The organism is Sphingopyxis sp. (assembly GCF_036675685.1).
In the GTDB taxonomy this organism is placed as follows: Bacteria; Pseudomonadota; Alphaproteobacteria; order Sphingomonadales; family Sphingomonadaceae; genus Sphingopyxis.
In genome coordinates this window covers 1-20,877 of the sequence record NZ_JAKFEM010000045.1, presented here as the reverse complement: position 1 = coordinate 20,877, position 20,877 = coordinate 1, and the positions used below count along the sequence as shown (strand labels likewise).

18 protein-coding genes are annotated in these 20,877 nt (G+C 66.3%); 6 read left to right on the top strand and 12 right to left on the bottom strand.

From position 1 onward, the window contains the following. The 6 genes from V6M50_RS16935 to V6M50_RS16910 all read right to left on the bottom strand — a co-directional run. On the bottom strand, nt 1-1,442 hold a 1,442-nt coding region (locus tag V6M50_RS16935), incomplete at its 3' end, for a CpaF family protein (RefSeq protein WP_332819755.1). Between the two features lie 190 nt (nt 1,443-1,632). Further along, the gene (locus tag V6M50_RS16930; RefSeq protein ID WP_332819754.1) at nt 1,633-1,890 is read right to left on the bottom strand and encodes an ATP synthase F1 subunit epsilon; all 258 of its coding nucleotides are present in this window, start codon (nt 1,888-1,890) and stop codon (nt 1,633-1,635) included. 124 nt (nt 1,891-2,014) lie between these two features. Next, complete coding sequence (gene atpD / locus V6M50_RS16925) at nt 2,015-3,550, bottom strand: F0F1 ATP synthase subunit beta (RefSeq protein WP_332819753.1); 1,536 nt, start codon at nt 3,548-3,550, stop codon at nt 2,015-2,017. A 57-nt stretch (nt 3,551-3,607) separates the two neighbouring features. Continuing rightward, a complete protein-coding gene (locus V6M50_RS16920) occupies nt 3,608-4,483 on the bottom strand; it encodes a F0F1 ATP synthase subunit gamma (protein WP_332819752.1) in 876 nt (291 codons plus the stop codon). Between the two features lie 95 nt (nt 4,484-4,578). Continuing rightward, the gene (atpA, locus tag V6M50_RS16915; protein WP_332819751.1) at nt 4,579-6,108 is read right to left on the bottom strand and encodes a F0F1 ATP synthase subunit alpha; all 1,530 of its coding nucleotides are present in this window, start codon (nt 6,106-6,108) and stop codon (nt 4,579-4,581) included. A gap of 3 nt (nt 6,109-6,111) precedes the next feature. Next, nucleotides 6,112-6,678 carry a F0F1 ATP synthase subunit delta gene (locus tag V6M50_RS16910; protein ID WP_332819750.1) on the bottom strand — a complete coding sequence of 189 codons (567 nt, stop codon included), beginning with the start codon at nt 6,676-6,678 and terminating at the stop codon, nt 6,112-6,114. 292 nt (nt 6,679-6,970) lie between these two features. Here V6M50_RS16910 and V6M50_RS16905 point away from each other — a divergent pair, with 292 nt between their 5' ends. Together V6M50_RS16905 and V6M50_RS16900 are read left to right on the top strand one after the other, a co-directional pair. Then, entirely contained in the window at nt 6,971-7,648 is a 678-nt protein-coding gene (locus V6M50_RS16905; protein ID WP_332819749.1) for a dienelactone hydrolase family protein, read from the top strand. Beyond that, a complete protein-coding gene (locus V6M50_RS16900) occupies nt 7,645-8,181 on the top strand; it encodes a shikimate kinase (protein WP_332819748.1) in 537 nt (178 codons plus the stop codon). The genes V6M50_RS16905 and V6M50_RS16900 overlap by 4 nt, the downstream gene beginning before the upstream one ends. 13 nt (nt 8,182-8,194) lie before the next feature. Here the strand turns inward: V6M50_RS16900 and V6M50_RS16895 are convergent, their stop codons facing one another. After that, nucleotides 8,195-9,730, bottom strand: coding sequence for a S1C family serine protease (locus tag V6M50_RS16895; protein ID WP_332819747.1), 1,536 nt, complete (start codon nt 9,728-9,730; stop codon nt 8,195-8,197). Between the two features lie 41 nt (nt 9,731-9,771). Next, the gene (locus V6M50_RS16890; RefSeq protein ID WP_332819746.1) at nt 9,772-10,593 is read right to left on the bottom strand and encodes a DUF2306 domain-containing protein; all 822 of its coding nucleotides are present in this window, start codon (nt 10,591-10,593) and stop codon (nt 9,772-9,774) included. Between the two features lie 163 nt (nt 10,594-10,756). On the opposite strand from V6M50_RS16890, the gene V6M50_RS16885 reads away from it, so the two are divergent. From V6M50_RS16885 to V6M50_RS16875, 3 genes are read left to right on the top strand one after another with little or no spacing between them, the layout of a single operon-like run. Further along, complete coding sequence (locus V6M50_RS16885; protein ID WP_332819745.1) at nt 10,757-11,221, top strand: DUF1203 domain-containing protein; 465 nt, start codon at nt 10,757-10,759, stop codon at nt 11,219-11,221. A 2-nt stretch (nt 11,222-11,223) separates the two neighbouring features. Next, complete coding sequence (gene ada, locus V6M50_RS16880; RefSeq protein WP_332819744.1) at nt 11,224-12,258, top strand: bifunctional DNA-binding transcriptional regulator/O6-methylguanine-DNA methyltransferase Ada; 1,035 nt, start codon at nt 11,224-11,226, stop codon at nt 12,256-12,258. Next, a complete protein-coding gene (locus V6M50_RS16875) occupies nt 12,258-13,016 on the top strand; it encodes an isocitrate lyase/PEP mutase family protein (RefSeq protein ID WP_332819743.1) in 759 nt (252 codons plus the stop codon). Before ada ends, V6M50_RS16875 begins: the two co-directional genes overlap by 1 nt. A 6-nt stretch (nt 13,017-13,022) precedes the next feature. Here the strand turns inward: V6M50_RS16875 and V6M50_RS16870 are convergent, their stop codons facing one another. The 4 genes from V6M50_RS16870 to V6M50_RS16855 all read right to left on the bottom strand — a co-directional run bounded on the left by V6M50_RS16870 (nt 13,023) and on the right by V6M50_RS16855 (nt 20,182). Further along, nucleotides 13,023-14,555 (bottom strand): hypothetical protein, encoded by a 1,533-nt coding sequence (locus tag V6M50_RS16870; RefSeq protein ID WP_332819742.1) that lies wholly within the window; start codon nt 14,553-14,555, stop codon nt 13,023-13,025. A 73-nt stretch (nt 14,556-14,628) separates the two neighbouring features. Then, nucleotides 14,629-16,797 carry a primosomal protein N' gene (locus tag V6M50_RS16865; RefSeq protein WP_332819741.1) on the bottom strand — a complete coding sequence of 723 codons (2,169 nt, stop codon included), beginning with the start codon at nt 16,795-16,797 and terminating at the stop codon, nt 14,629-14,631. A 93-nt stretch (nt 16,798-16,890) separates the two neighbouring features. After that, nucleotides 16,891-17,976 carry a PepSY-associated TM helix domain-containing protein gene (locus tag V6M50_RS16860; protein WP_332819756.1) on the bottom strand — a complete coding sequence of 362 codons (1,086 nt, stop codon included), beginning with the start codon at nt 17,974-17,976 and terminating at the stop codon, nt 16,891-16,893. Between the two features lie 4 nt (nt 17,977-17,980). Further along, nucleotides 17,981-20,182 (bottom strand): TonB-dependent receptor, encoded by a 2,202-nt coding sequence (locus V6M50_RS16855; protein WP_332819740.1) that lies wholly within the window; start codon nt 20,180-20,182, stop codon nt 17,981-17,983. Between the two features lie 215 nt (nt 20,183-20,397). Between V6M50_RS16855 and V6M50_RS16850 the strand changes: the two genes are divergently transcribed. Further along, on the top strand, nt 20,398-20,877 hold a 480-nt coding region (locus V6M50_RS16850; protein WP_332819739.1), incomplete at its 3' end, for a patatin-like phospholipase family protein.

The following is a 20,877-nucleotide window of genomic DNA, read 5'->3' as shown; positions in this document are numbered from 1 at the left end:
AGCGTATAGGGGCGCAGGCCCATCGCGCGATATTCGCCGACGATCTTGCCGTCCTTGTCCTCGTCGAGATATTCGAACTTGAAGAGTTCCTGGGTGACGATGACGTCGCCTTCCATGCCGATCACCTCGGTAACGTTGGTGACGCGGCGCGAACCGTCGCGCAGGCGCTTGATCTGGACGATCAGGTCGACCGAATCGGCGATCTGCTTCGAAATCGCCTCCTTCGGGATCTTGATGTCACCCATCAGCACCATATTCTCCATACGGCCGAGGCATTCGCGCGGGCTGTTGCTGTGGAGCGTACACATCGACCCGTCGTGACCGGTGTTCATCGCGGCGAGAAGGTCGAAACATTCGGCGCCGCGGACCTCACCCATGATGATGCGGTCGGGACGCATGCGCAGCGCGTTCTTGACGAGGTCGCCCATGTGGATCGCGCCATTGCCCTCGAGGTTCGCGGGGCGCGTTTCGAGCGGCAGCCAGTGCGGCTGTTGCAGGCGAAGTTCGGCGGCATCCTCGATCGTCAGCACGCGTTCGCCGGGGTCGATCATTTTCGACAAGGCGTTGAGCATCGTTGTCTTGCCCGAACCCGTACCGCCCGAGATCACGATGTTGAAGCGGCTGGCGCCCGCGATTTTCAGCGCGGTGCACATTTTCTGGCTCATCGCGCCCCATTGGCAGAGCATATCGAGCGTGATCGGCTTGGCCGAGAATTTACGAATCGAGATCGCGGTGCCGCGCAAGGACAGCGGCGGAACGATCACGTTGACGCGGCTGCCGTCCTTCAGACGGGCGTCGGCGAGCGGCGTGGTCTGGTCGACGCGGCGGCCGACAAGGTTGCAGATGCGCTGCGCGATCTGGAACAGATGCTGTTCGTCGCGGAACTGGATCGGGGCGATCATCAGCTGCCCCTTGCGTTCGATGTAGGTCTGATACGGGCCGTTGACCATGATGTCGCTGATGTCGGGGTCGGCGAGCAGCTCTTCGAGCGGGCCGAAGCCGAGGAGTTCGTCGACGAGCACCTTTTCGAGCGCGAATTGTTCGCGGCGGTTGAGGGTGATTCGCAGTTCGGCGAGCACCTCGAGGATGATCGGGCGGAATTCCTCGGTCAGCTCGTCCTTGCTGAGCGTCGCCGCGGCCTCGGGGTCGACGCGTTCGAGCAGGCGCGGCAGCACCTGTTCCTTGATCTTGTGGACCGACGCTTCGAAACCCTGCGCCTTTTCGGGCTCCATCGCCTCGGCGGTCGAACGCAGGTTCAGCCGCTCCATCGCCTCCATTTCTGGGGTCATGGGTCCCGAGAAAGCCTCGGGGCCGGGCGGCGGCGGCGTGTCGATCGCAGGAAATTGCGTTCCGCCGGGCACGCCGGGACCACCCTGCATCGGTTTCGCCACGCCAAAGGCGGGGCGGCCAGCGGTTCCGGGTCGGCGTCCGAATGCACTCATTCGTTTTGTCCTGCTTCCATATCTTTCGGAGCCTCGCCGCCCATGGCTGACGAACCCTCATCCGACACGGTGAATAAAGTGGAAACTTTGACATTGTCCTAATGCGCCGGCCGACAAGCGCCGCGGACATAAAAAAAGCCCGCATCCGGCAAGGATGCGGGCTTTTGATCGCCGTGGACGGCGGAAGAAATCAGTTCGCGATATGCTCGGCAAGGACGGTCAGGCCGGCCTCGTTGACCTCGGCAAAGCCGCCTTCGACCTCGATCACCTCGGGCGCGGCGCCCGCGGTCGCATAGATGGTCAGCGGCCCGTTGCGTAGCGTCGCCATGAACGGCGCGTGGCCTTCGAGCACCGAAAAATCGCCCTCGGCCCCCGGCACGGTGACCATATGGACGTCGGCGGTCCGCTCGAGGCGGGCGGGGGTGACGAGTTCGAACTTCAGAGCCATGTCATCAATCTCCCCCCTCCCGCTTGCGGGAGGGGTCGGGGGAGGGTCTGTTTCGTAGCAGGTGAAGGTCTGTCCCCCGACAGGCCCTCCCCTAACCCCTCCCGCAAGCGGGAGGGGAACCGAATTACGCGTCTTCGGCGAGCTTCGCGGCCTTGGCGACCGCTTCGTCGATGCCGCCGACCATGTAGAAGGCCGCTTCGGGCAGATGGTCATATTCGCCGTCGACCACCGCCTTGAACGACTTGACCGTGTCTTCGATCGCCACGAACTTGCCGGGGATATTGGTGAAGACTTCGGCGACGTGGAACGGTTGGCTGAGGAAGCGCTGGATCTTGCGCGCGCGGGCGACGACCAGCTTATCTTCTTCCGAAAGCTCGTCCATGCCGAGAATGGCGATGATGTCCTGGAGCGACTTGTACTTCTGCAGCGTTTCCTGAACGCGGCGGGCGGTCTCATAATGCTCCTGGCCGACGATCGCGGCGGTCAGCACGCGGCTGGTCGAATCGAGCGGATCGACCGCCGGATAGATGCCGAGTTCCGAAATCGCGCGGTTGAGCGTCGTCGTCGCGTCCAAGTGGGCGAACGAGGTTGCCGGCGCCGGGTCGGTCAAGTCATCCGCGGGAACGTAAATGGCCTGCACCGAGGTGATCGACCCCTTGTTGGTCGAGGTGATGCGTTCCTGCAGCGCGCCCATGTCGGTCGACAGCGTCGGTTGGTAACCCACCGCCGACGGAATACGGCCGAGCAGCGCCGACACTTCCGAACCCGCCTGGGTGAAGCGGAAGATGTTGTCGACGAAGAAGAGCACGTCCTGGCCTTCGACATCGCGGAAATATTCGGCGATCGTCAGGCCCGACAGCGCAACGCGGGCGCGGGCACCCGGCGGCTCGTTCATCTGGCCGAACACGAGCGCAACCTTCGAACCCTCGGGGGTCGGGTTGCCGTCCTTGTCCTTGGCGATAACGCCGGCGTCGAGGAACTCGTGATACAGATCGTTGCCTTCGCGGGTGCGTTCACCGACGCCCGCGAACACCGACGTGCCGCCATGGCCCTTGGCGATGTTGTTGATCAGTTCCTGGATGAGCACGGTCTTGCCGACGCCCGCGCCACCGAACAGGCCGATCTTGCCGCCCTTGGCATAAGGCGCGATCAGGTCGATGACCTTGATGCCGGTGACGAGGATGCTCGTTTCGGTCGACTGGTCGACAAATTCGGGGGCCTTGGCGTGGATCGGCGCGACGCTGGCGGCGTTCACCGGGCCCTGTTCGTCGATCGGCTCGCCGATGACGTTGAGGATGCGGCCGAGCGTCTGCGGGCCGACGGGCACCGATATCTGCGCGCCGGTGTCGGTCACGGGCTGGCCGCGGGTCAGGCCGTCGGTCGCGTCCATCGCGATCGTGCGGACGGTGTTTTCGCCGAGGTGCTGCGCGACTTCGAGGACGAGGCGGTTGCCGTTATTCTCGGTTTCCAGCGCGTTCAGAATCGCGGGCAGGGTGCCGGTGAACTGGACGTCGACGACGGCGCCGATGACCTGTGCGATGCGGCCCGTGGCGGTGCCGGTGCTTGCAGCCTTGGGAGCGGCAGCCTTCTTGGGCGCAGCAGCCTTGGGCGCGGCGGCCTTCTTGGCAGGAGCCTTCTTTTCAGCGGGAGCGGTAGCCATGGTCTTCTTCCTTGGGTTGATCGATTAGAGCGCTTCGGCGCCCAGTTCTTCGCGGAGCTACAGCGCTTCCGCGCCAGCAATAATTTCGATAAGTTCGGTGGTGATCGCCGCCTGACGCGTGCGGTTGTAAACGATGGTCAGCTTGTTGATCAGGTCGCCCGCGTTGCGCGTCGCATTGTCCATCGCGGTCATCGACGCGCCCTGTTCGGATGCGGCATTTTCAAGGAGGCCCTTGAAGATCTGGATCGTGATGTTGCGCGGCAGCAGGTCCGCGAGGATCGCTTCCTCGTCGGGCTCATATTCGACCGCGGCGCCGCTCGATGGCGGAACGTCGACCGGGGCGGGAACGGGGATCAGCTGCTGGCCGGTCGCTTCCTGGAGGAGCGCCGAACGGAACTTCGAATAGAAGAGATGCGCGACGTCGAACGCGCCGGCTTCATACATCTCCATGACCTTGGCCGAGATGTCGTGCGCCTGCTCGAACCCGATGTCGCGGATGCCGGTCGTCTCATACTGCTCGGTGATCTGGCCCGCGAACAGGCGCGCGATGACCGGACGGCCCTTGCGCCCGACGAGATAGAAGAGGACCTTCTTGCCCTCGGCCTGCAGCTCGAGCGCCTTGTCGCGTGCCGCCTTGACGATGTTCGAGTTGAACGCGCCGGCGAGGCCGCGGTCGCTGTTGAGCACGACGAGCAGATGCGTGTCGCTCTTGCCGGTGCCGGCCAGCAGCTTCGGCGCCGAATCGGACGCGCCGACCTTCGACGCCAGACTGGCGACGACGCCTTCGAGCCGTTCGGCATAGGGGCGCGCGGCTTCGGCGGCCGCCTGCGCCTTGCGCAGCTTGGCCGCCGCGACCATTTTCTTGGCCTTGGTGATCTTCTGGGTCGATTTGACCGAGTTGATCCGCCCTTTGAGTTCCTTCAGACTGGCCATAAGTCCCGTCTTTTACCTTTGTTTCGTCATCCCGGCGAAGGCCGGGATCTCACCGTCGAGACCCCGGCCTTCGCCGGGGTGACGAGGTGGGTGGGTTACGCGAAAATCTTGGCGAACGCTTCGAGCGCGGCAACCAGGCCCTTCTTGGCGTCGTCGCCAAGGTCCTTGGTATCGCGGATCGTCTTGAGCACGCCGGCGTGGTCGCTGCGCAGATAGGCGAGCATCGCCGCTTCGTAGCGCGAGACGTCGGTGGTCGCGACATTGTCGAGATAGCCGTTGGTGCCGGCGAAGATCGACGCGGTCTGCTCTTCGAACGGCATCGGCTGGAACTGCGGCTGCTTGAGCAGCTGCGTCAGGCGCGCGCCGCGGTTGAGCAGCTTCTGCGTCGACGCATCGAGGTCCGATCCGAACTGCGCGAAGGCTTCCATCTCGCGATACTGCGCGAGCTCGAGCTTGATCGAACCTGACACCTTTTTCATCGCCTTGGTCTGCGCGGCCGAGCCGACGCGGCTCACCGACAGGCCGACGTTGATCGCGGGGCGGATGCCCTGGAAGAAGAGGTTGGTTTCGAGGAAGATCTGGCCGTCGGTAATCGAAATCACGTTGGTCGGGATGTACGCCGACACGTCGCCCGCCTGCGTTTCGATGATCGGCAGCGCGGTGAGCGAACCCGAACCATTGTCGCTGTTCATCTTCGCGGCGCGCTCGAGCAGGCGGCTGTGCAGATAGAAAACGTCGCCCGGATAGGCTTCGCGGCCCGGCGGGCGGCGCAGCAGCAGCGACATCTGGCGATAGGCGACGGCCTGCTTCGACAGATCGTCATAGACGATCACGGCGTGCATGCCGTTGTCGCGGAAATATTCGCCCATCGTGCAGCCGGTATAGGGTGCGAGGAACTGCAGCGGAGCGGGCTCCGACGCGGTCGCGGCGACGACGATCGAATATTCCATCGCGCCATTTTCTTCGAGCTGGCGGACGATCTGCGCGACGGTCGAACGCTTCTGGCCGACCGCGACATAGATGCAATAGAGCTTCTTCGATTCATCATCGCCGGCGTTGGCCTGCTTCTGGTTGATGAAGGTGTCGATCGCGACGGCGGTCTTGCCGGTCTGGCGATCGCCGATGATCAGTTCGCGCTGGCCGCGGCCGACGGGGACGAGCGCGTCGAGCGCCTTCAGGCCGGTCTGGACGGGTTCGTGCACCGAGGTGCGCGGGATGATGCCCGGCGCCTTGACTTCGACGCGCATGCGCTTGTCGGCCTTGATCGGGCCCTTGCCGTCGATCGGGTTGCCAAGGCCATCGACGACGCGGCCGAGCAGGCCCTTGCCGACGGGGACGTCGACGATCGTGCCGGTGCGCTTGACGACATCGCCTTCCTTGATCTCGGCGTCCGAGCCGAAGATCACGATGCCGACGTTATCGGCTTCGAGGTTCAATGCCATGCCCTGCACGCCATTGGCGAATTCGACCATTTCACCGGCCTGGACATTGTCGAGGCCGTGGACGCGGGCGATGCCGTCGCCGACCGACAGAACCTGACCGATTTCGCTGACCGTGGCGTCGGTGCCGAAATTGGCGATCTGGTCCTTGATGACCTTGCTGATTTCAGCGGCGCGGATTTCCATTGTTTAGCCTTTCATCGCCTGTGCGAAGCTATTGAGACGGGTACGGATGCTGCCGTCGATCAGCTGGCTGCCCAGCTGGACGACGAGGCCGCCGAGGATGGCGGGGTCGACGGTCGTGGCGACGGAGACGTCGCGGCCGACACGGGTCTTGAGGTTCGCCGTCAGCTCTGTGAGCTGCTCGGCGGTAAGCGGATGCGCGCTGGTGACCTTGGCGGTCACTTCGCCGCGATGGCCGGCGACGATCGCGTCGAACGCGTCGATCATTTTGGGCAGGTCGGCGAGGCGGCGATTTTCGGCGAGCACGCCGAGGAATTTAGTGGTCAGCGAATCGAGCTTCATCGCTTTCGCGACCGCGCCCACCGCATTGGCGGCATCGTCGCGGCTGACGACGGGGCTCGCGATCAGTGCCGACAGGTCGGCCGATTCGGCGAGGCCCGCGCGCAGATTGCTGAGGCTCCCCGCGACCGCATCGATCGCGTTCGATTCGCGGGCCAGATCGAACAGCGCGACCGCATAACGGCCCGCGAGGCCCGCCGTGATGTTGCCCTGAATGCCGCCGGAATTCTCCACGCGTGAAAGTCCTTTGCTACGATCCCGTGGGGGATGGGTCGCGCGGGTTTAAGCGGATATTCGAGAATATCCCCCGCAGCGAAGTCGCGGCGCGCCTAGCAACGATTTTGCTGCAATGCAAGGCGGGGGTGGGGTCTCGTATCGCTATCTCCTGTCCGTTCGCCCCCCGCCTTCGCGAGGGCAGGCTCTGAGCTTGTCGAAGGGCCGTTCTTTCTTCATTGGTTCAGGAAAGAAGAACGGTGCTTCGACAACCCCGGATCAAGTCCGGGGACGAACGGAAAAGGGGTGGCGCATGGGCGAGATGATCCGGATGACGATGGACGATGGCGCCGAGATTGCCATCTATCACGCCCAACCCGAAGGCGAGCGCCGCGGCGGGCTCGTCCTGGTGCAGGAAATTTTCGGGGTCACCGACCATATCCGCGAGCTGTGCGACGAATATGCCGCCGATGGTTATGAGGTGCTGTCGCCCGCGCTGTTCGACCGCGAGCATCCGGGGTTCGAGAGCGATTATTCGGGGCCGCAGTTCCAGCGTGCGGTGCAGCTGGCGCGCGAGCTTCACCCGTTCGAGCAGAGCCTGAAGGATGCGCAGACGTGCATCGATGCACTGAAAGGGAAAGGGCCCGTCTTCATCACCGGCTATTGCTATGGCGGGTCGGTCGCGTGGCGGATGGCGCAGCTCAGCCCCGACCTTGCCGCCGCCTCGGCCTATTATGGCAGCCTGGTGCCGACGATGTTCAAGGACGCGGCGCCCGCCTGCGCCGTGATCGCCCATTTCGGCCGCTTCGACGACGGCATCCCGATGGAGGGCGTCGAGGCGCTGATCGCGAAGGATCACCCGACCGCGCAGATTTTCGTCTACGAAGCGGGGCACGGTTTCAACAGCGACCGGCGCAAGGATTATCACGAACCGAGCGCTGATCTCGCGCGCGAACGCACGCTGATGCTGTTCAAGGCGTGCGGGGGATGAGGCTGGTCTTCATCCACGGCCCAGCCGCGAGCGGCAAGCTCACCATCGCGCGCGAGCTCGCGGCGCTGACGGGCCTGCCGCTTTTCCACAACCATCTGGTCGTCGACGCCCTGCTCGCTGTCTTTCCATTCGGCAGCGAGGCATTCGTCGACCTGCGCGAGAGGATGTGGCTCGATGTGTTTCGCGCCGCTGCTGCCGAGCGACGCTCGTTGATTTTCACTTTCCATCCCGAGGCGAGCGTCGCGGCGGATTTTCCCGAGCGCGTTGTTGCGCTCGTCGAGGCGGCTGGCGGACGGGTCGATTTCGTCGCGCTTGCCTGCGCGCCCGAAGCGGTCGAAGCGCGGATCGCGGCACCGTCGCGGCAGGCGAGCGGGAAATTGTCATCGCTGGCGCTGCTCCGCGAACTGCAAGCGCAAGGCGCCTTCGCCTATCCGCCGCTGCCGCCTGCTGCTGTCGAAATCGACACCGGCGCGACGCCGCCCGCCGAAGCCGCCGCGCATATTTGCGACACCCTTGGTTTTCGCGCGGGCTAATGCCCCGAAAGCGTCAGTTTCCGGTTGAGGCCGCCGCGCCCGCCGCGGGCTGGCACTTGTAGACGAGCCGCTCGTTGGGGCTGGCGGGAAGCGCGCTGCGGATCGCGTCCTGCTGCGTGGCGAGCGCCGCGCGTTCGCCCGCATCGGCGGTGCAGCTCTTGAGCGTGACGCCGGCGCGAATCTCGCGTGCTTTCGTCATCGTCTCGGCGTCGAGCATATAGCGGTCGACGCGATATTCCTTTGCCGCCGAATCGATCGACGCGACGGTGACGGTCGCTTCCTCGTTCGGCACCAGGATGCGTTGCCAGCGGCCGTCCGACCCTTGCGCATATTGGGTGCGGTCGTTGACGCAGCCGCCGCTGCGGATCGTCACCGGCACGTCGGTCGTCGCCGACACGGTGATGCGGCTGCGATCGGGGCGGATCGTGCAGAGGAAGTTGCCTTGGGCGAGCTTTGGCGTGCCGGCGGCGGGAACGGCGGCCGCTTCTTCGGCGATTTCGGCGTGCGCGTCGGGCCGCGTGATGAACAATATCGCGGCGCCGAGCATCAGCACCGCACCCGCGCCGCCGGCGATCCTGGCGTTCCGCATGTTCTTCTGGTTGTGGAAGAGCAGCCCGGCGCCCGCGGCGAGCGCGCCGATCACGAAGAACACCCCGGCGAGCGCGATGCGATTCTCGCGCGACGCCAGCGCGTCCTCCGCGGCGCGCGCCTGTTTGAGTTCGCGGTCGAGCCGCGCGGCGGCGTCCTTCGCGGCGTTGGCTTCGGCGCTCGCGCGGCTCTCGGCATCCATCGCGGCGCGGTCGCGCGCATCGGCCTCGGCGAGCGACAGGCAGGGGGTGCCGATGCTGGCATAGGCCTGATCGGCGTCGGTCAGGAAGCGCGTGAGCTCGCGCCCGGCGATCGCGAACGCGAAGGGCGAATCGCCATCGTCGGCGCGGGTGATCGCGGTGTTGATGCCGGTGATGCGGCCGCACTGGTCGACCAGCGGCCCGCCCGAATTGCCGCGCGAAATCTTGGCGGTGTGGATCAGCATCGCGACGCCGTCGACGCTTTGCGTGTTCGACAAATTGCCTTCGCTGCGCGTCGGGGTGCGCGGGGTGATGTAATCGTTGGCGCTGCGCGCGGTCGCGAGGTCGACATTGCCCGGATAGCCCAGCGCGACAATATCGGCGCCCGATTCGAGCGGGCCGGTGTAGATGGCGGCGGCGGGCAGGCGCGCCTCGCTAATCTCGATCAGCGCGAGGTCGCGCGCGGTGTCGATCGCGATCAGCTTGCCGGCATAGCTTTTCTGTCCTTCCGACGGGACGACGCCGAGCGCGACATTGTCGGGATATTTGACCGCCGATTCGACGACATGCGCATTGGTGACGATCCGCGTCGGCGAGATGGCGATGCCGCTGCCGTGTCCGAAGCCGACAACCTCGCCGTCGACCATCGCGACGGTGACGATGCGCACGACGCTGCGCGACGCGGCGCTGATGTCGTCGGCGGCGTGCGCGGGCAGGGTGATGGCGAAGAGGGCGGCGAGGAACAGGAAGAAGCGGGTCATGCCGCGCACCCTAGCCGTGCGCCGCACGAAGGCAAGCGGGGCTAGATATAGGGGCCCCACATCATCGTCCATGCGCCGGCGCTGCCGGCAAGAATGACAAGGCCGCTGAGCGCGAGCAAAGCCGCGACGCCCTTGCGCGCCGCCGGCGTTCCGCGCGCATCGGCGCGCAGATAGAGTTCGGCCACAGCGAGCGGAAGCAGCGAATTGGCGAAGGCGAGGAACAGGTCGAACGGGCCGTCCATCGCCTTGCCGATCCCGGCGCCGCCGGTCGCGAGCCCCCACGCCATATAGCCGACGCGCATGAACCACACCGCGCTGGCGACCGCGAACAGGCGGATCGCCCAGCGGCGGTGGTCGACGAAGCGGCGCGACCGCACGGCCTGCCACGCCAGCGCGGCAAAGCCGATGATCAGCAGCGCGTCGAGCGTGATGCCGATCGCGCCGCCGATCGCGAGCCAGGTCCCGCGGCCCCAGGTCATCCAGAATCCGCCAAGCGCCAACGTGAGCGCGCTGACCAGATAGAGCCGCCCGTTCCAGCGATGCAGCGCGGGCCAGCGGCTGCGGATTGCGGGCACCAGCTGCACCAGCCCGCCGAAGGTGAGGACCGCCGCCATCAGCACATGGACGGCGAAGAAAAGATTGCCGGCGGTGTCTCCCGCGACGAACCCGGTGATGATCGGCTTTTCATTCCACGCGGCGAAATTGCCGGTCAGCGTCGGCGGATAATAATAGAGCAGGATGAAAGCGACGAAGAGCAGCTGCCCCGCCGCGATGGCGAGGTAACAGAAAGTCGCGCTGCGCCCGAGCCAGTCGGCGCGGCGGACGGGTCTTGCGGGTGCGATCGCTGCGTCGATGGTAGCCATGGCCGGTCCCCTTTGGAGCGGCAGAATGGCCCGGCGGCCTAGGTGAGTCAATGATATAATACAGCAACACACCTTGGCGTTTCGGTTTGAACGCAAGCAACGGGACGCAATGCGCAGCGGGGGCGGGGTATTGGATCGTCAACCACAGAGAAAGGACGATCCAATGACCTATTCGATCCGCGGGCTCAGCCCCGATCGCTTCGCCCCGCTGTTCGCGATGGATGATGCCGAACTGGCGGAGCATAACGCGCGCCGCGTCACCGCCGCCGCCGATCGCGGCTTTCCCTGCCGCATCAGCCTCGAGGATGCGCGCATGGGCGAGGAACTGATTCTGCTCCATCACACCAGCCACGATGTCGATACACCCTATCGCAGCGCCTACGCCATCTATGTCCGGCCGGGCGTCGCCGCGGCGACGTACCGCGACGCGCTGCCGCCGGTGTTCGAGGGTCGCCCGCTCGCGCTGCGCGCTTTTGACGAACATGGCATGCTGCAGACCGCCCGCCTCGCCGGACCGGGCGAGGCCGATGGCGCGATCCGCGACCTGTTCGCCGACGCGACCATATCCTATATCGATGCGCATAATGCCGCGCACGGCTGTTTTGCCGCGCGCGTAGAGAGGAATTGACCATGGCCTTCGAAACCATGACCGACGACGATCGCTGGGCTGCCGCGATGCGTCGCGACAAGGCCTATGACGGGCGCTTCATCACCGGGGTGCTGACGACGGGCATTTATTGCCGGCCGAGTTGCGCCGCGCGCCACCCTTTGCGCGAGAATGTCCGCTTCTTCGAAGATGGCGCGGCCGCGCGCGCGGCGGGGCTGCGCCCGTGCAAGCGCTGCCTGCCCGACGATGTCGCGCGCGACGAGGGTGCGGTGCTCGCCGCGATCCAGGCGATCAAGGGAAGCGAGGAGCCGCTCGCGCTGGCCGATCTGGCTGGTCGCACCGGCTATTCGCCGACGCATTTCCAGCGCGTCTTCACCCGCCACACCGGCTTGTCCCCCGCCGCTTATGCCCGCGCGCTGCGCGAAGAGCGCGCGCGGCGGGCGCTGAGCGAGGCCGGGCGGGTGACCGACGCGATTTACGACGCGGGCTTTTCGGGGCCGTCGCGTTTCTATGAGAATATGGAGGGACGCATGGGTATGACGGCTTCGGCCTGGGTGAATGGCGGCAAGGGTACGACGATCCACTGGGGGGTCGTGCCGACCAGCCTTGGCGACATGCTCGTCGCCGCGACGACAAAGGGCGTGTGCCGCCTGTCCTTCGCCGAAGGGCGCGAGGCGCTCGAGGAGCGTTTCCCGTCGGCGAATTTGATCGAGGGCGGCGATGAATTTGCGGCGCTGCTGAAACAGGTGGTCGCGGCGGTCGAGGCGCCCACCAATGGCTTCGACCATATTCCGATCGACGTGAAGGGCACGGCCTTTCAGGAAGCGGTGTGGCGCGAGCTCAGGAAGATTCCGGCGGGTGAGACGCGCAGCTATGCCGATATTGCGGCCGCGGTGGGCAAGCCCAAGGCGGTGCGTGCGGCGGGGAGCGCGAATGGCGCGAACAATGTCGCGGTGCTCATCCCGTGTCACCGCGTGGTACGCAGCGACGGCACGCTCGGCGGCTATGCCTATGGCCTGCCGATCAAGGAAGAATTGCTCAAGAGGGAGAGTTTTTGATGTCTGACAAGGTTGCTGAATTTCGCGCGCTGCATGTTCCCGGCGACCCGCTGATCCTCGTCAACATCTGGGACGCGGGGAGCGCGAAGGCGGTCGCGGCGGCGGGAGCGAAGGCGATTGCTACCGGCAGCTGGGGCGTCGCGTCGGCGCAAGGGTCGTCCGACGGTGAGAATTTCCCGCTCGAAGAAGCGCTCGCCAATCTTGCGCGCATCCTGACCGTCACCGACCTGCCGGTCACCATCGACATGGAGGCGGGCTATGGCGACGACGCGGCCGCGGTGGGCGCATCGGTGGCGCAAGCGCGCGCCGCGGGCGCCGCGGGAATCAATATGGAAGACCGGCTGCCCGGGCAGAAGGAGCTGTTGCCGATAGCCGACGCTGCGCCGCGCTATCGCGCCGCCGCCGACACCGGGCTTTTCGTCAATGCGCGCTGCGACCTGTTCCTGGGAGGCGACGCGGCGAAAGACGGCGACGCGCTCGTCGCCGCGACGCTCGAGCGCGCCCGCGCCTATGCCGATGCCGGGGCGAGCGGGCTCTTCGTTCCCTTCCTCGCCGATGCCGGATGTATCGGCGCGATCTGCGACGGATCGCCGCTGCCGGTGAATATCCTGCGCGGCAAGGGCGGCCCGACGCACAAGGAACTCGCCGCCCTTGGCGTCGCGCGAATCAGTCATGGGCACCAGCCTTGGGCGGCGGCGATGGCGTGGCTGAAGGGACAGGCAAGCCAGGTGCTGGGCGGTGGCGAACCCGATTATTGAGGCGGGCTATTCGTCCGCCGCCGCATCGGCGGCGGACGTGCGTCCCTTGCTGCGTTCCCGCATCGCTTCCAGCTGGGCGAGCAATTGTTCGCCCTGCCCGCCGTCATGCGGATCAAAGGCGACGGCCTGCGCAAGTTTCAGCGCGCCGTCGAAATCGCCGCCATTGGCCAGCGCAAAGGCATAGCTGACGCGGGTCGCGATATTTTCGGGCGCGAGTGCAAAGGCGCGCCCGAGGCCCTGGATCGCGATCGGCGGCGGCCGCATGCCTTGATCGAGGAAGGTCTTGAAATAGGCGTAGAGTGGCACCGGATCGTCGGGGTTGGTCCGGTTGGCGAGCGCGATCGGCTTGCGTACCGCATTCCAGTCCGCCGGCTGCGGATCGGCCTTCGCCTCGACCTCGGCGGTCAGGATGCGACCGAGCAGCACGTTCGCGCGGACATGCTTGGGGTCGATCGCCAGGGCCTTGTCGACCGCGGCGCGCGCGGCGGCCACGTCGCGCTTGTCGTCGTCCATCTCCCATTCGGCGCTCGCCAGTTCGAACCATAGGCCGGCATCGCCGCCGTGCACCTGGCTCAGCGCCTTGAGGTCGTCGCGCACCTTGGCGATCCGCGCGTCGTCGCGCATGGCGCTGATCCGTTCGAGACGGAGCGGCAGCAGCGCATCCTCGGCGGCGGACAATGCGACGACGCCGACCTTGCCCCGAACCGCGACGGGTTCGCTTGACGTCCGGAAGGTCATCGGTTTGGCCATGTACCGATTGAGATCCTTGTCGAGCTGGGCCAGGTCGCCGAACGCATCGACCGCAGCCTTCTTGCCGTCATCGCCGCGATTGATCGCCTCGATGTAGCGGGCAAGCTGCCCGGCGCGTGACGCGTCATTATAAAGCATGTGGGTCAGCAGCCAGGCGCGGCCATAATAGACGTCCTTCTGGCCCGAATTGCGCATCGCCCCCGGCTGCTGGAGCAAAAGCGTTTCGGCCGGAATTTTCGGCATCGTGAGCAAACCATAGGCGCGGGCATAGACGGGTTTGCCTGTCTCGGCCTTGCCGTCCTTGGTGAAATCGACGGTCGAATAATATTCGGCGAACCCCTCGATAAACCAGGCTGGGAAGGCAGCGCCGGCATAGCGCCTCATGAAGTGGTGGCTATATTCGTGGAACAAGGTCTGCTGCGATTGCGGCGTGCCCTTGATCACGACATTCTCGCGGTGCGAGATCGCATAGCTTCCCTCGGGGTCGGGACGGTACCATCCCGCGATGAAAGAGCCGCTCTTGCCCGTGACCAGCCGGCCGGCGTCGACCCCGCGCGGCACCAGATAGATGGTCAGCCGGTTGGGCTCCGGCGCGTCCGACAGGTTGAAGCGCATGCGCAGGGTCTCATCGAACCGCTGGAGATTCTCGGCGAAGCTGCGCAGCGATTTCTCGTTGCCCTCGCTATAGATGATGAAATTTTCGGTGTCGGCGCGCAGCCACTTCGCCTGCGCGGGCGTGGCCAGCGCGGCAAGCCCGGCCGCCAATATCGTTATGCGAATCCCGTGCATCCCGCCGCTCCCCCCGGTTGGCACCCGCGTTGGTGCTGCCAGCGCGCAGCGAGGCTGTAAAGCCCTCTATGTGCTAGACAAAGCTATAGGGATCGATGTCGATCGCCAGCCGCGCCTTGGCCGGCCAGTCGATGCTGGCGACCCAGTCGCGGATCGTGCCCTGCAGGTCGAAGCTGCGCGGCGCGTGGAGCAGCAGGCGGAAACGGTGGCGGCCGCGGAGCATCGCGAGCGGCGCGGGGGCGGGGCCATAGACGGCGAGACCTTCGGCGACGGGCGCTTTTTGCCCCAGCCGCTGCGCGACGCCGCGCGCGATGTCGATGTCCTCGGACGAGATGACGAGCGCGGCGAAGCGGCCATAGGGCGGGGTGCCCGCCTGTTTGCGCGCCGCGGCCTCGGCCGCATAGAAACCGTCGCGGTCGTTTGCGACGAGCGCCGCCATCACCGGCGCCTCGGGCACGCGCGTCTGGATCAGAACCTCGCCCGGCTTGACCCCGCGCCCGGCGCGCCCCGCGACCTGGGCGATCTGCTGAAAGGTGCGCTCGGATGCGCGCAGGTCGCCGCCGTCGAGCCCGAGGTCGGCATCAACCACCCCGACAAGCGTCAGGTTCGGAAAATGATAGCCTTTGGTGACGAGCTGTGTCCCGATGATGATGTCAACCAGCCCGCCCTCGACGTTGCCCACGAACTCGGCGGCCTTCGCGGGCGACCACAGCGTGTCCGAGGTGACGATCGCGACGCGCGCCTCGGGGAAGCGCAGCGCGATTTCGTCGGCGACGCGCTCGACCCCGGGGCCGCACGCGACGAGGCTGTCCTCGTCCTCGCATTCGGGGCAGAGGCGCGGCGGCGGCATGACATGGCCGCAATGATGGCAGGCGAGGCGGTGGACGAGGCGGTGCTCGACCATCCACGCGGTGCAGTTGGGACACTGGATGCGGTGGCCGCAGGTGCGGCACAGCGTCAGCGGCGCGAAGCCGCGGCGGTTGAGGAAGAGGAGGCTTTGCTCGCCCTTTGTAAGGCGGTCGGCGAGCGCGTCGACGAGCGGCGGGGCGAGCCAGCGGCCGCGGTCGGGCGGGTCCTGCCGCATGTCGATCGCGGCAAGGTCGGGCAAGGTCGCGCCGCCGAAACGCGCGGGGAGGACGATGTGGCGGTAGCGTCCGGCCTCGACCTGCGCGAGGCTTTCGAGCGCGGGGGTCGCGCTTGCGAGGATCACCGGCAGCCCTTCGAAATGGCCGCGCATCACCGCGACGTCGCGCGCGTGGTAATGGACGCCGTCCTCCTGCTTGAAGCTCGTCTCGTGCGCCTCGTCGACGACGATCACGCCGAGATTGGCATAAGGGAGGAAGAGCGCCGAGCGCGCGCCGACGACGATCTTGGCTTCACCGCTGGCGATCGCGTGCCAGGCGCGGCGGCGCTCGGTCGAGCGCAGCCCCGAATGCCAGGCGACGGGCTCGCAGCCGAAGCGCGCCGCGAAGCGCGTCAGCATCGGCTCGGTGAGCGCGATTTCGGGAAGCAGGACGAGCGCCTGCTTGTTCGCGCCCGACGCCGCGGCGATCGCCTCCATATAGACTTCGGTCTTGCCCGATCCGGTGACGCCGTCGAGCAGCAGCGTTTCGAATTTCGCGGCGGCGACGGCGTCTTTGAGCTGCGCGGCTGCCGCGGTCTGTTCGTCGGACAGGTCGGGCGGGGCGAACCCCGGGTCGGGCTTGGGATAAGGCGCGTCGGCCGACACGGTGACCGGCTCGAGCGCGCCCGTCTGGACAAGGCCGCGGATCACCGCATCGCTGACTTCGGCGAGCGCGGCGAGTTCGCGCACCATGCCCTGCCGCTCGCCGATCTTTTCGAGCGCGACGATGCGCTGCGGCGTCATCCGCGCGGGCAGCTCGCCAGTAGCGCGATATTCGACGATCGGGCGCCGCGCGTCGGCAAAGGCAACGCCGGGGAGCACCATGCGGAGCACCGCGCCGGGCGGTGCGAGATAATAATCGCTCGTCCATTCGACGAGGCGGCGCAGCGGCGCGGGCACTGGCGGGACGGGTACGACTTCGTAGAGGTTGCGGAGGCGATTGTCGCCGACCGCTTGCGGAGCGCCGAAGCTTGCATCCTCCCACACCACGCCGCCCAATCGCCGCGGCCCCAAGGGCGCGACGACGACGCTGCCGAGCGGCGCTTCGCTTTCGCGCGGGACGCGATAGTCGAGCGGGCCGAGGGCGGCGGTAAGGAGGAGGACGCGGGCGCGGGTCATGGACTGGGCAGGATATAGTTTGCCCGGCAAAATAGGAAAGCGCGGAGGCCGGCGGCGATATTCGACCAACCTTCGCCGGGATGACGAAGATATTCAGGGCGTGGCGAGCGCCGCCTTCATCGGGCGTTTCACCGGCTTGGGCCGGCGGAACCAGAAGGACCAGACGGCGAGGCTGCCGAGCAGTGCCATCGCGAGGCCCGAGACGGTCAGCAGCAACCGATAGGGCAGCCCACCGACTTTTGCGGCATGGAGCGGATAGGCGATGTTGAACGCCTTGGCGCCCGCCGGCATCGCCATGGCGTCGCGCGCGCCCAGCAGCTTGCCGGTTTCGGCGTCGAACCACAGGGTCGATCGGCCGTTGGGCAGCCATTCGCCGGGCTGCTTCATCCGCAGGCTGATCGGGTCGCCGGGCTTGCGCGGCTTGCTCAGGATCCTGAATTCGGCATCGGGAAAGCGCGCCCGCGCGGTGGTCAGCATCGCGGTCCAGTCGGGATCGGCGGCGAGCGGACCACCCTTGTACTTCGGCGGATCGAGCGCCTTTTCGGTCTCGGCGACCGATCCAAAGGGTGCAACGATCGCCATCGCGAAGGGACGGAACAGCATCATCGTCCCGGTGACGACCGACAGCAGCAGCAGCGGCGCGACGACGATGCCGAGGTCGCGGTGTTGCGTCACGATCGCGGGGCGGCTCATCCGCTTGGGCCATAGCCGGAAGGAAAAGGTCCGCCGCGTGCGCCACCACAGGATCGCGCCCGAAATGATGAAGAAGAGCGCGCACAGACCGGCGATCCCCGACACCCATTCGCCGACATCGCCGGTGAAGAGATGGTGGTGGAAATCGAACAGCCAGATTTCGGGGCGTTCCCACTGGCTCTCCCAGCGGGTGACGGTTTCGCCCGATTGGCTGGCATAGAGACCCGCGCCTTCGTCGAACCGCAGCTGGTGCAGCCCGAGGCGCGGGCTTGCATAGACGATGCCCTGCGGATCGCCGGGCAGCGCCATCAGTTTCTCGGTCGTCGCGGCGACCGTCGCAATGTCGCTACGCAGCGGATCGCCCGCATGCGCCACACCGATCCATTCCTCCTTGTGGACAAGAATCGCGCCCGACAGGCCGAGCAGCGCCAGCACAAGGCCGATCAGGCCCCCCGTCCAGCGGTGCAGTGTGTCGAGCGTCTTCATCATTTTAGAACCTGTAGTCCCAGCCGAGCGTGAAGCTGCGCCCGCGCCCCGCGAAATAGGACAGCTGGTCGGTGGGCAGGCGCGTGTCGCTCGAATAGTCGATATATTGCTTGTTGAAGAGGTTCTGGACCGACAGGCTGATCCCGCCGACGCCGGTCTGGTAGCGGACAGTGGCGTCGGTGAGCGTGTAGCCGCCGAAATCATTGTCGGCGAGCTTCAGCGGATGCAGCGGGTTGGCGTCGTCGGCGGCGCGCGCCTTGCTGTCGAAGCGACGCTTGAAATAGACCTGCGTCTGGACGCGCGCCGAGAAGGGGCCGCTGGCATAGCTCGCCGCGAGGTTCAGGCGGTCGGGCGAAATGTTCGTGCCGTCGAGATCGCTGTCGACCTTGCCGTCGGGCACCGCGTCGCTGTCGAAGCGGCCGATCAGATGGGCATAGCCGACACTGAGTTTGAGCCCGTCGATCGGCGTCTGGACGCCGAGGTTGACCTCGAGCCCCTGGATTTCGACGCGCAGGCGCTGGACGTCGAAAATGCGGTCGGGACGCGCGATGAGCAGCTGGCCCTTGTCGCTCGACGACCAGAAATAGGTCGCGCTGGCGTCGACGGGGCCGCGCTTCACCTCGAAACCGATCTCGCGGTTGTTCGAAACGATCGGCGAAATATCGAGGAAGTTGTCGATGTCGACCCCCGCGGTCCCGATGGCGCGGGTGATGCGGCCGATGTCGGGGACGGTGAAGCCCTCGGCATAGCTCGCATAAGCGCGGATGCCGGGCGCCGGTTCGACGATGACGCCGCCGTTGATCAGCACGTCGTCGAACGTCGGCGACCCGCCGGCGACCGATACCCCGCCGCGCGGCGTGGTCGTCGTCGCGAGCGTGACATAATCGTCGATCTTGATCTTCACATTTTCATAGCGCGCGCCGCCGGCAACGCGGACAAGCCCGCCCAGCAGCTTGAGGTTCGCCTGGGCGAAGGGGGCGAGGCTGCGAAAATCGGTCGGCGGCACCCAGGTACGGCCGGTGGCGATCAGCCGCTGCTCGGTCGTGTCCCACAAGGTGTCGAAACCGAGCGTCAGCGTCAGATCTTCGAACCCGGGGAGGCCGCGCTCGTAGCTGAGCTTGCCGCCGAACTTGCGGCTGCGGTTTTGCGACTGGTCGAACAGTGTGCCGATCGGCGCGATGCGGATGTCCTGGAAAGTCGCTTGCGTCAGGATTTCGCCGCCGAAGGTGTCGCGGCTGCGGTTGAAGAAAATCTGGCTGACGAAATTGCCACCGCCAAGATCGGTGTCGGTGAGCGACAGTGCGACGCTTTCGGTGCGGTTCTGCGCCGATTTTCCCGGCGGATTGCCGCGCACTGCGCTGGTCGGCAGCCCCGCCGTGCGGTTGCCCGGAACCGCGACATAGTCGCCGTCGCCCTTCAGCTCGAACCGGCTGGCGATCAGGTCGATCCGCGCGCTCGGCGACAGTTCGTAACCGAAGCGGCCGAACAGCGAGAGCGTTTTCGAATCCTGCGTTTCGCCCTGCGTCAGGTTGAGCCCGATCGGGCGGCCCTTGGCGTCGGAAAAGACCCCGCGGATCTCATAGGCCGCACCGACCGTCGCGTCGAACGCCCCCGCCTTGTACTGGACGAGGCCTGCGATCTTGCCGCCCATCCCGGCCTTTGAAAAATCATTGTCGGCGGTGCCTTGCAGCAGTGCGCGGCCGCTGATGCCCTCTTCCTTCGGCGCGCCGACGGTGACCTGGTTGACGATGCCGCCGGTGCCGCCGATCCCCTGCAACGCGTTCGAACCATAGATGAGCTCGACGCGGTCGACGAAAAAGCCGTCGATCGTGAAGCCGTCGCGGCTGCCGTCGCGCAGCGGGGTCGATTGCGGGATGCCGTTGATCGCATAGAGCGGCGAGCGGCCGCGCAGCGTTTCGCCCGCGCCCGAAAGCTTCTGCCGCGTCGGCGAGAAGCTGGGGGTCAGGTTCGCGACCGCGTCGGTCACCGAACCCGCCATCGCAAGCTGCTGGTCGAGCGCGTCCTTGCCGATCACGTCGATCGTCAGCGGCAGCGCGCTGGGCGGTAAGATGGTGCGCGCGGCGGTGACGACGATCGTGCCTTCGCTGTTTGCGGGTCCGGCGTCATCGGCCGGTACGTCCTGCCCGAAGGCGGGCGAGGAAAGCGCCGTGCAAGCAAGAGCGGCGAGGGCAAATTTGCGATTCATTATCAACTCCTGTTGCCGGAGCCGCTAGTGCGACACATTCGCAGATGCAAGGCCTTTTCCCACTCCCCTCCCGCTTGCGGGAGGGGTAGCGAGACTTGCGAACTTGTTCGCTAGTCGCAGCGGGGTGGGTATACTGCGCCGCTGCTGGCCCACCCCTAACCCCTCCCGCAAGCGGGAGGGGGACAGGCCGATCAAAGCGCGCTATCACCCCGGGCATGCGCGAGAAGGAACTGCGTTTCGCCCTGATTTGCTACGGCGGCATCAGCCTCGCCGTCTATATGCACGGCATCACCAAGGAAGTGTGGCGGCTTGCGGCGGCATCGCGCGCTTTTCACGACGGCGGGAAACTGGCGGGCGCGGGCGCGGTCTATGGCGAGCTGTTGACCGAGATCGCGGCGCGCGGCGGCGTGCGGCTTCGCGTCTTCGCCGACATCGTCGCCGGTGCGAGCGCGGGGGGCATCAACGGCATTTTCCTCGCGCGCGCGCTTGCGACCGGCCAATCGCTCGATCCGCTCACCGACCTCTGGCTCGACGATGCCGACGTCGACAAGCTGATCGATCCCGATGCGCGGCCGCTGTCGGCGGCGACCAAATTCTGGGCGGTGCCGATCGCCGGCTGGATGATGAAGAAGCGCGGCAATGCCATCGACCGCACCGTCGGCGAGGGCGCGCAGGACGAGGTGCGCGCCAAGCTG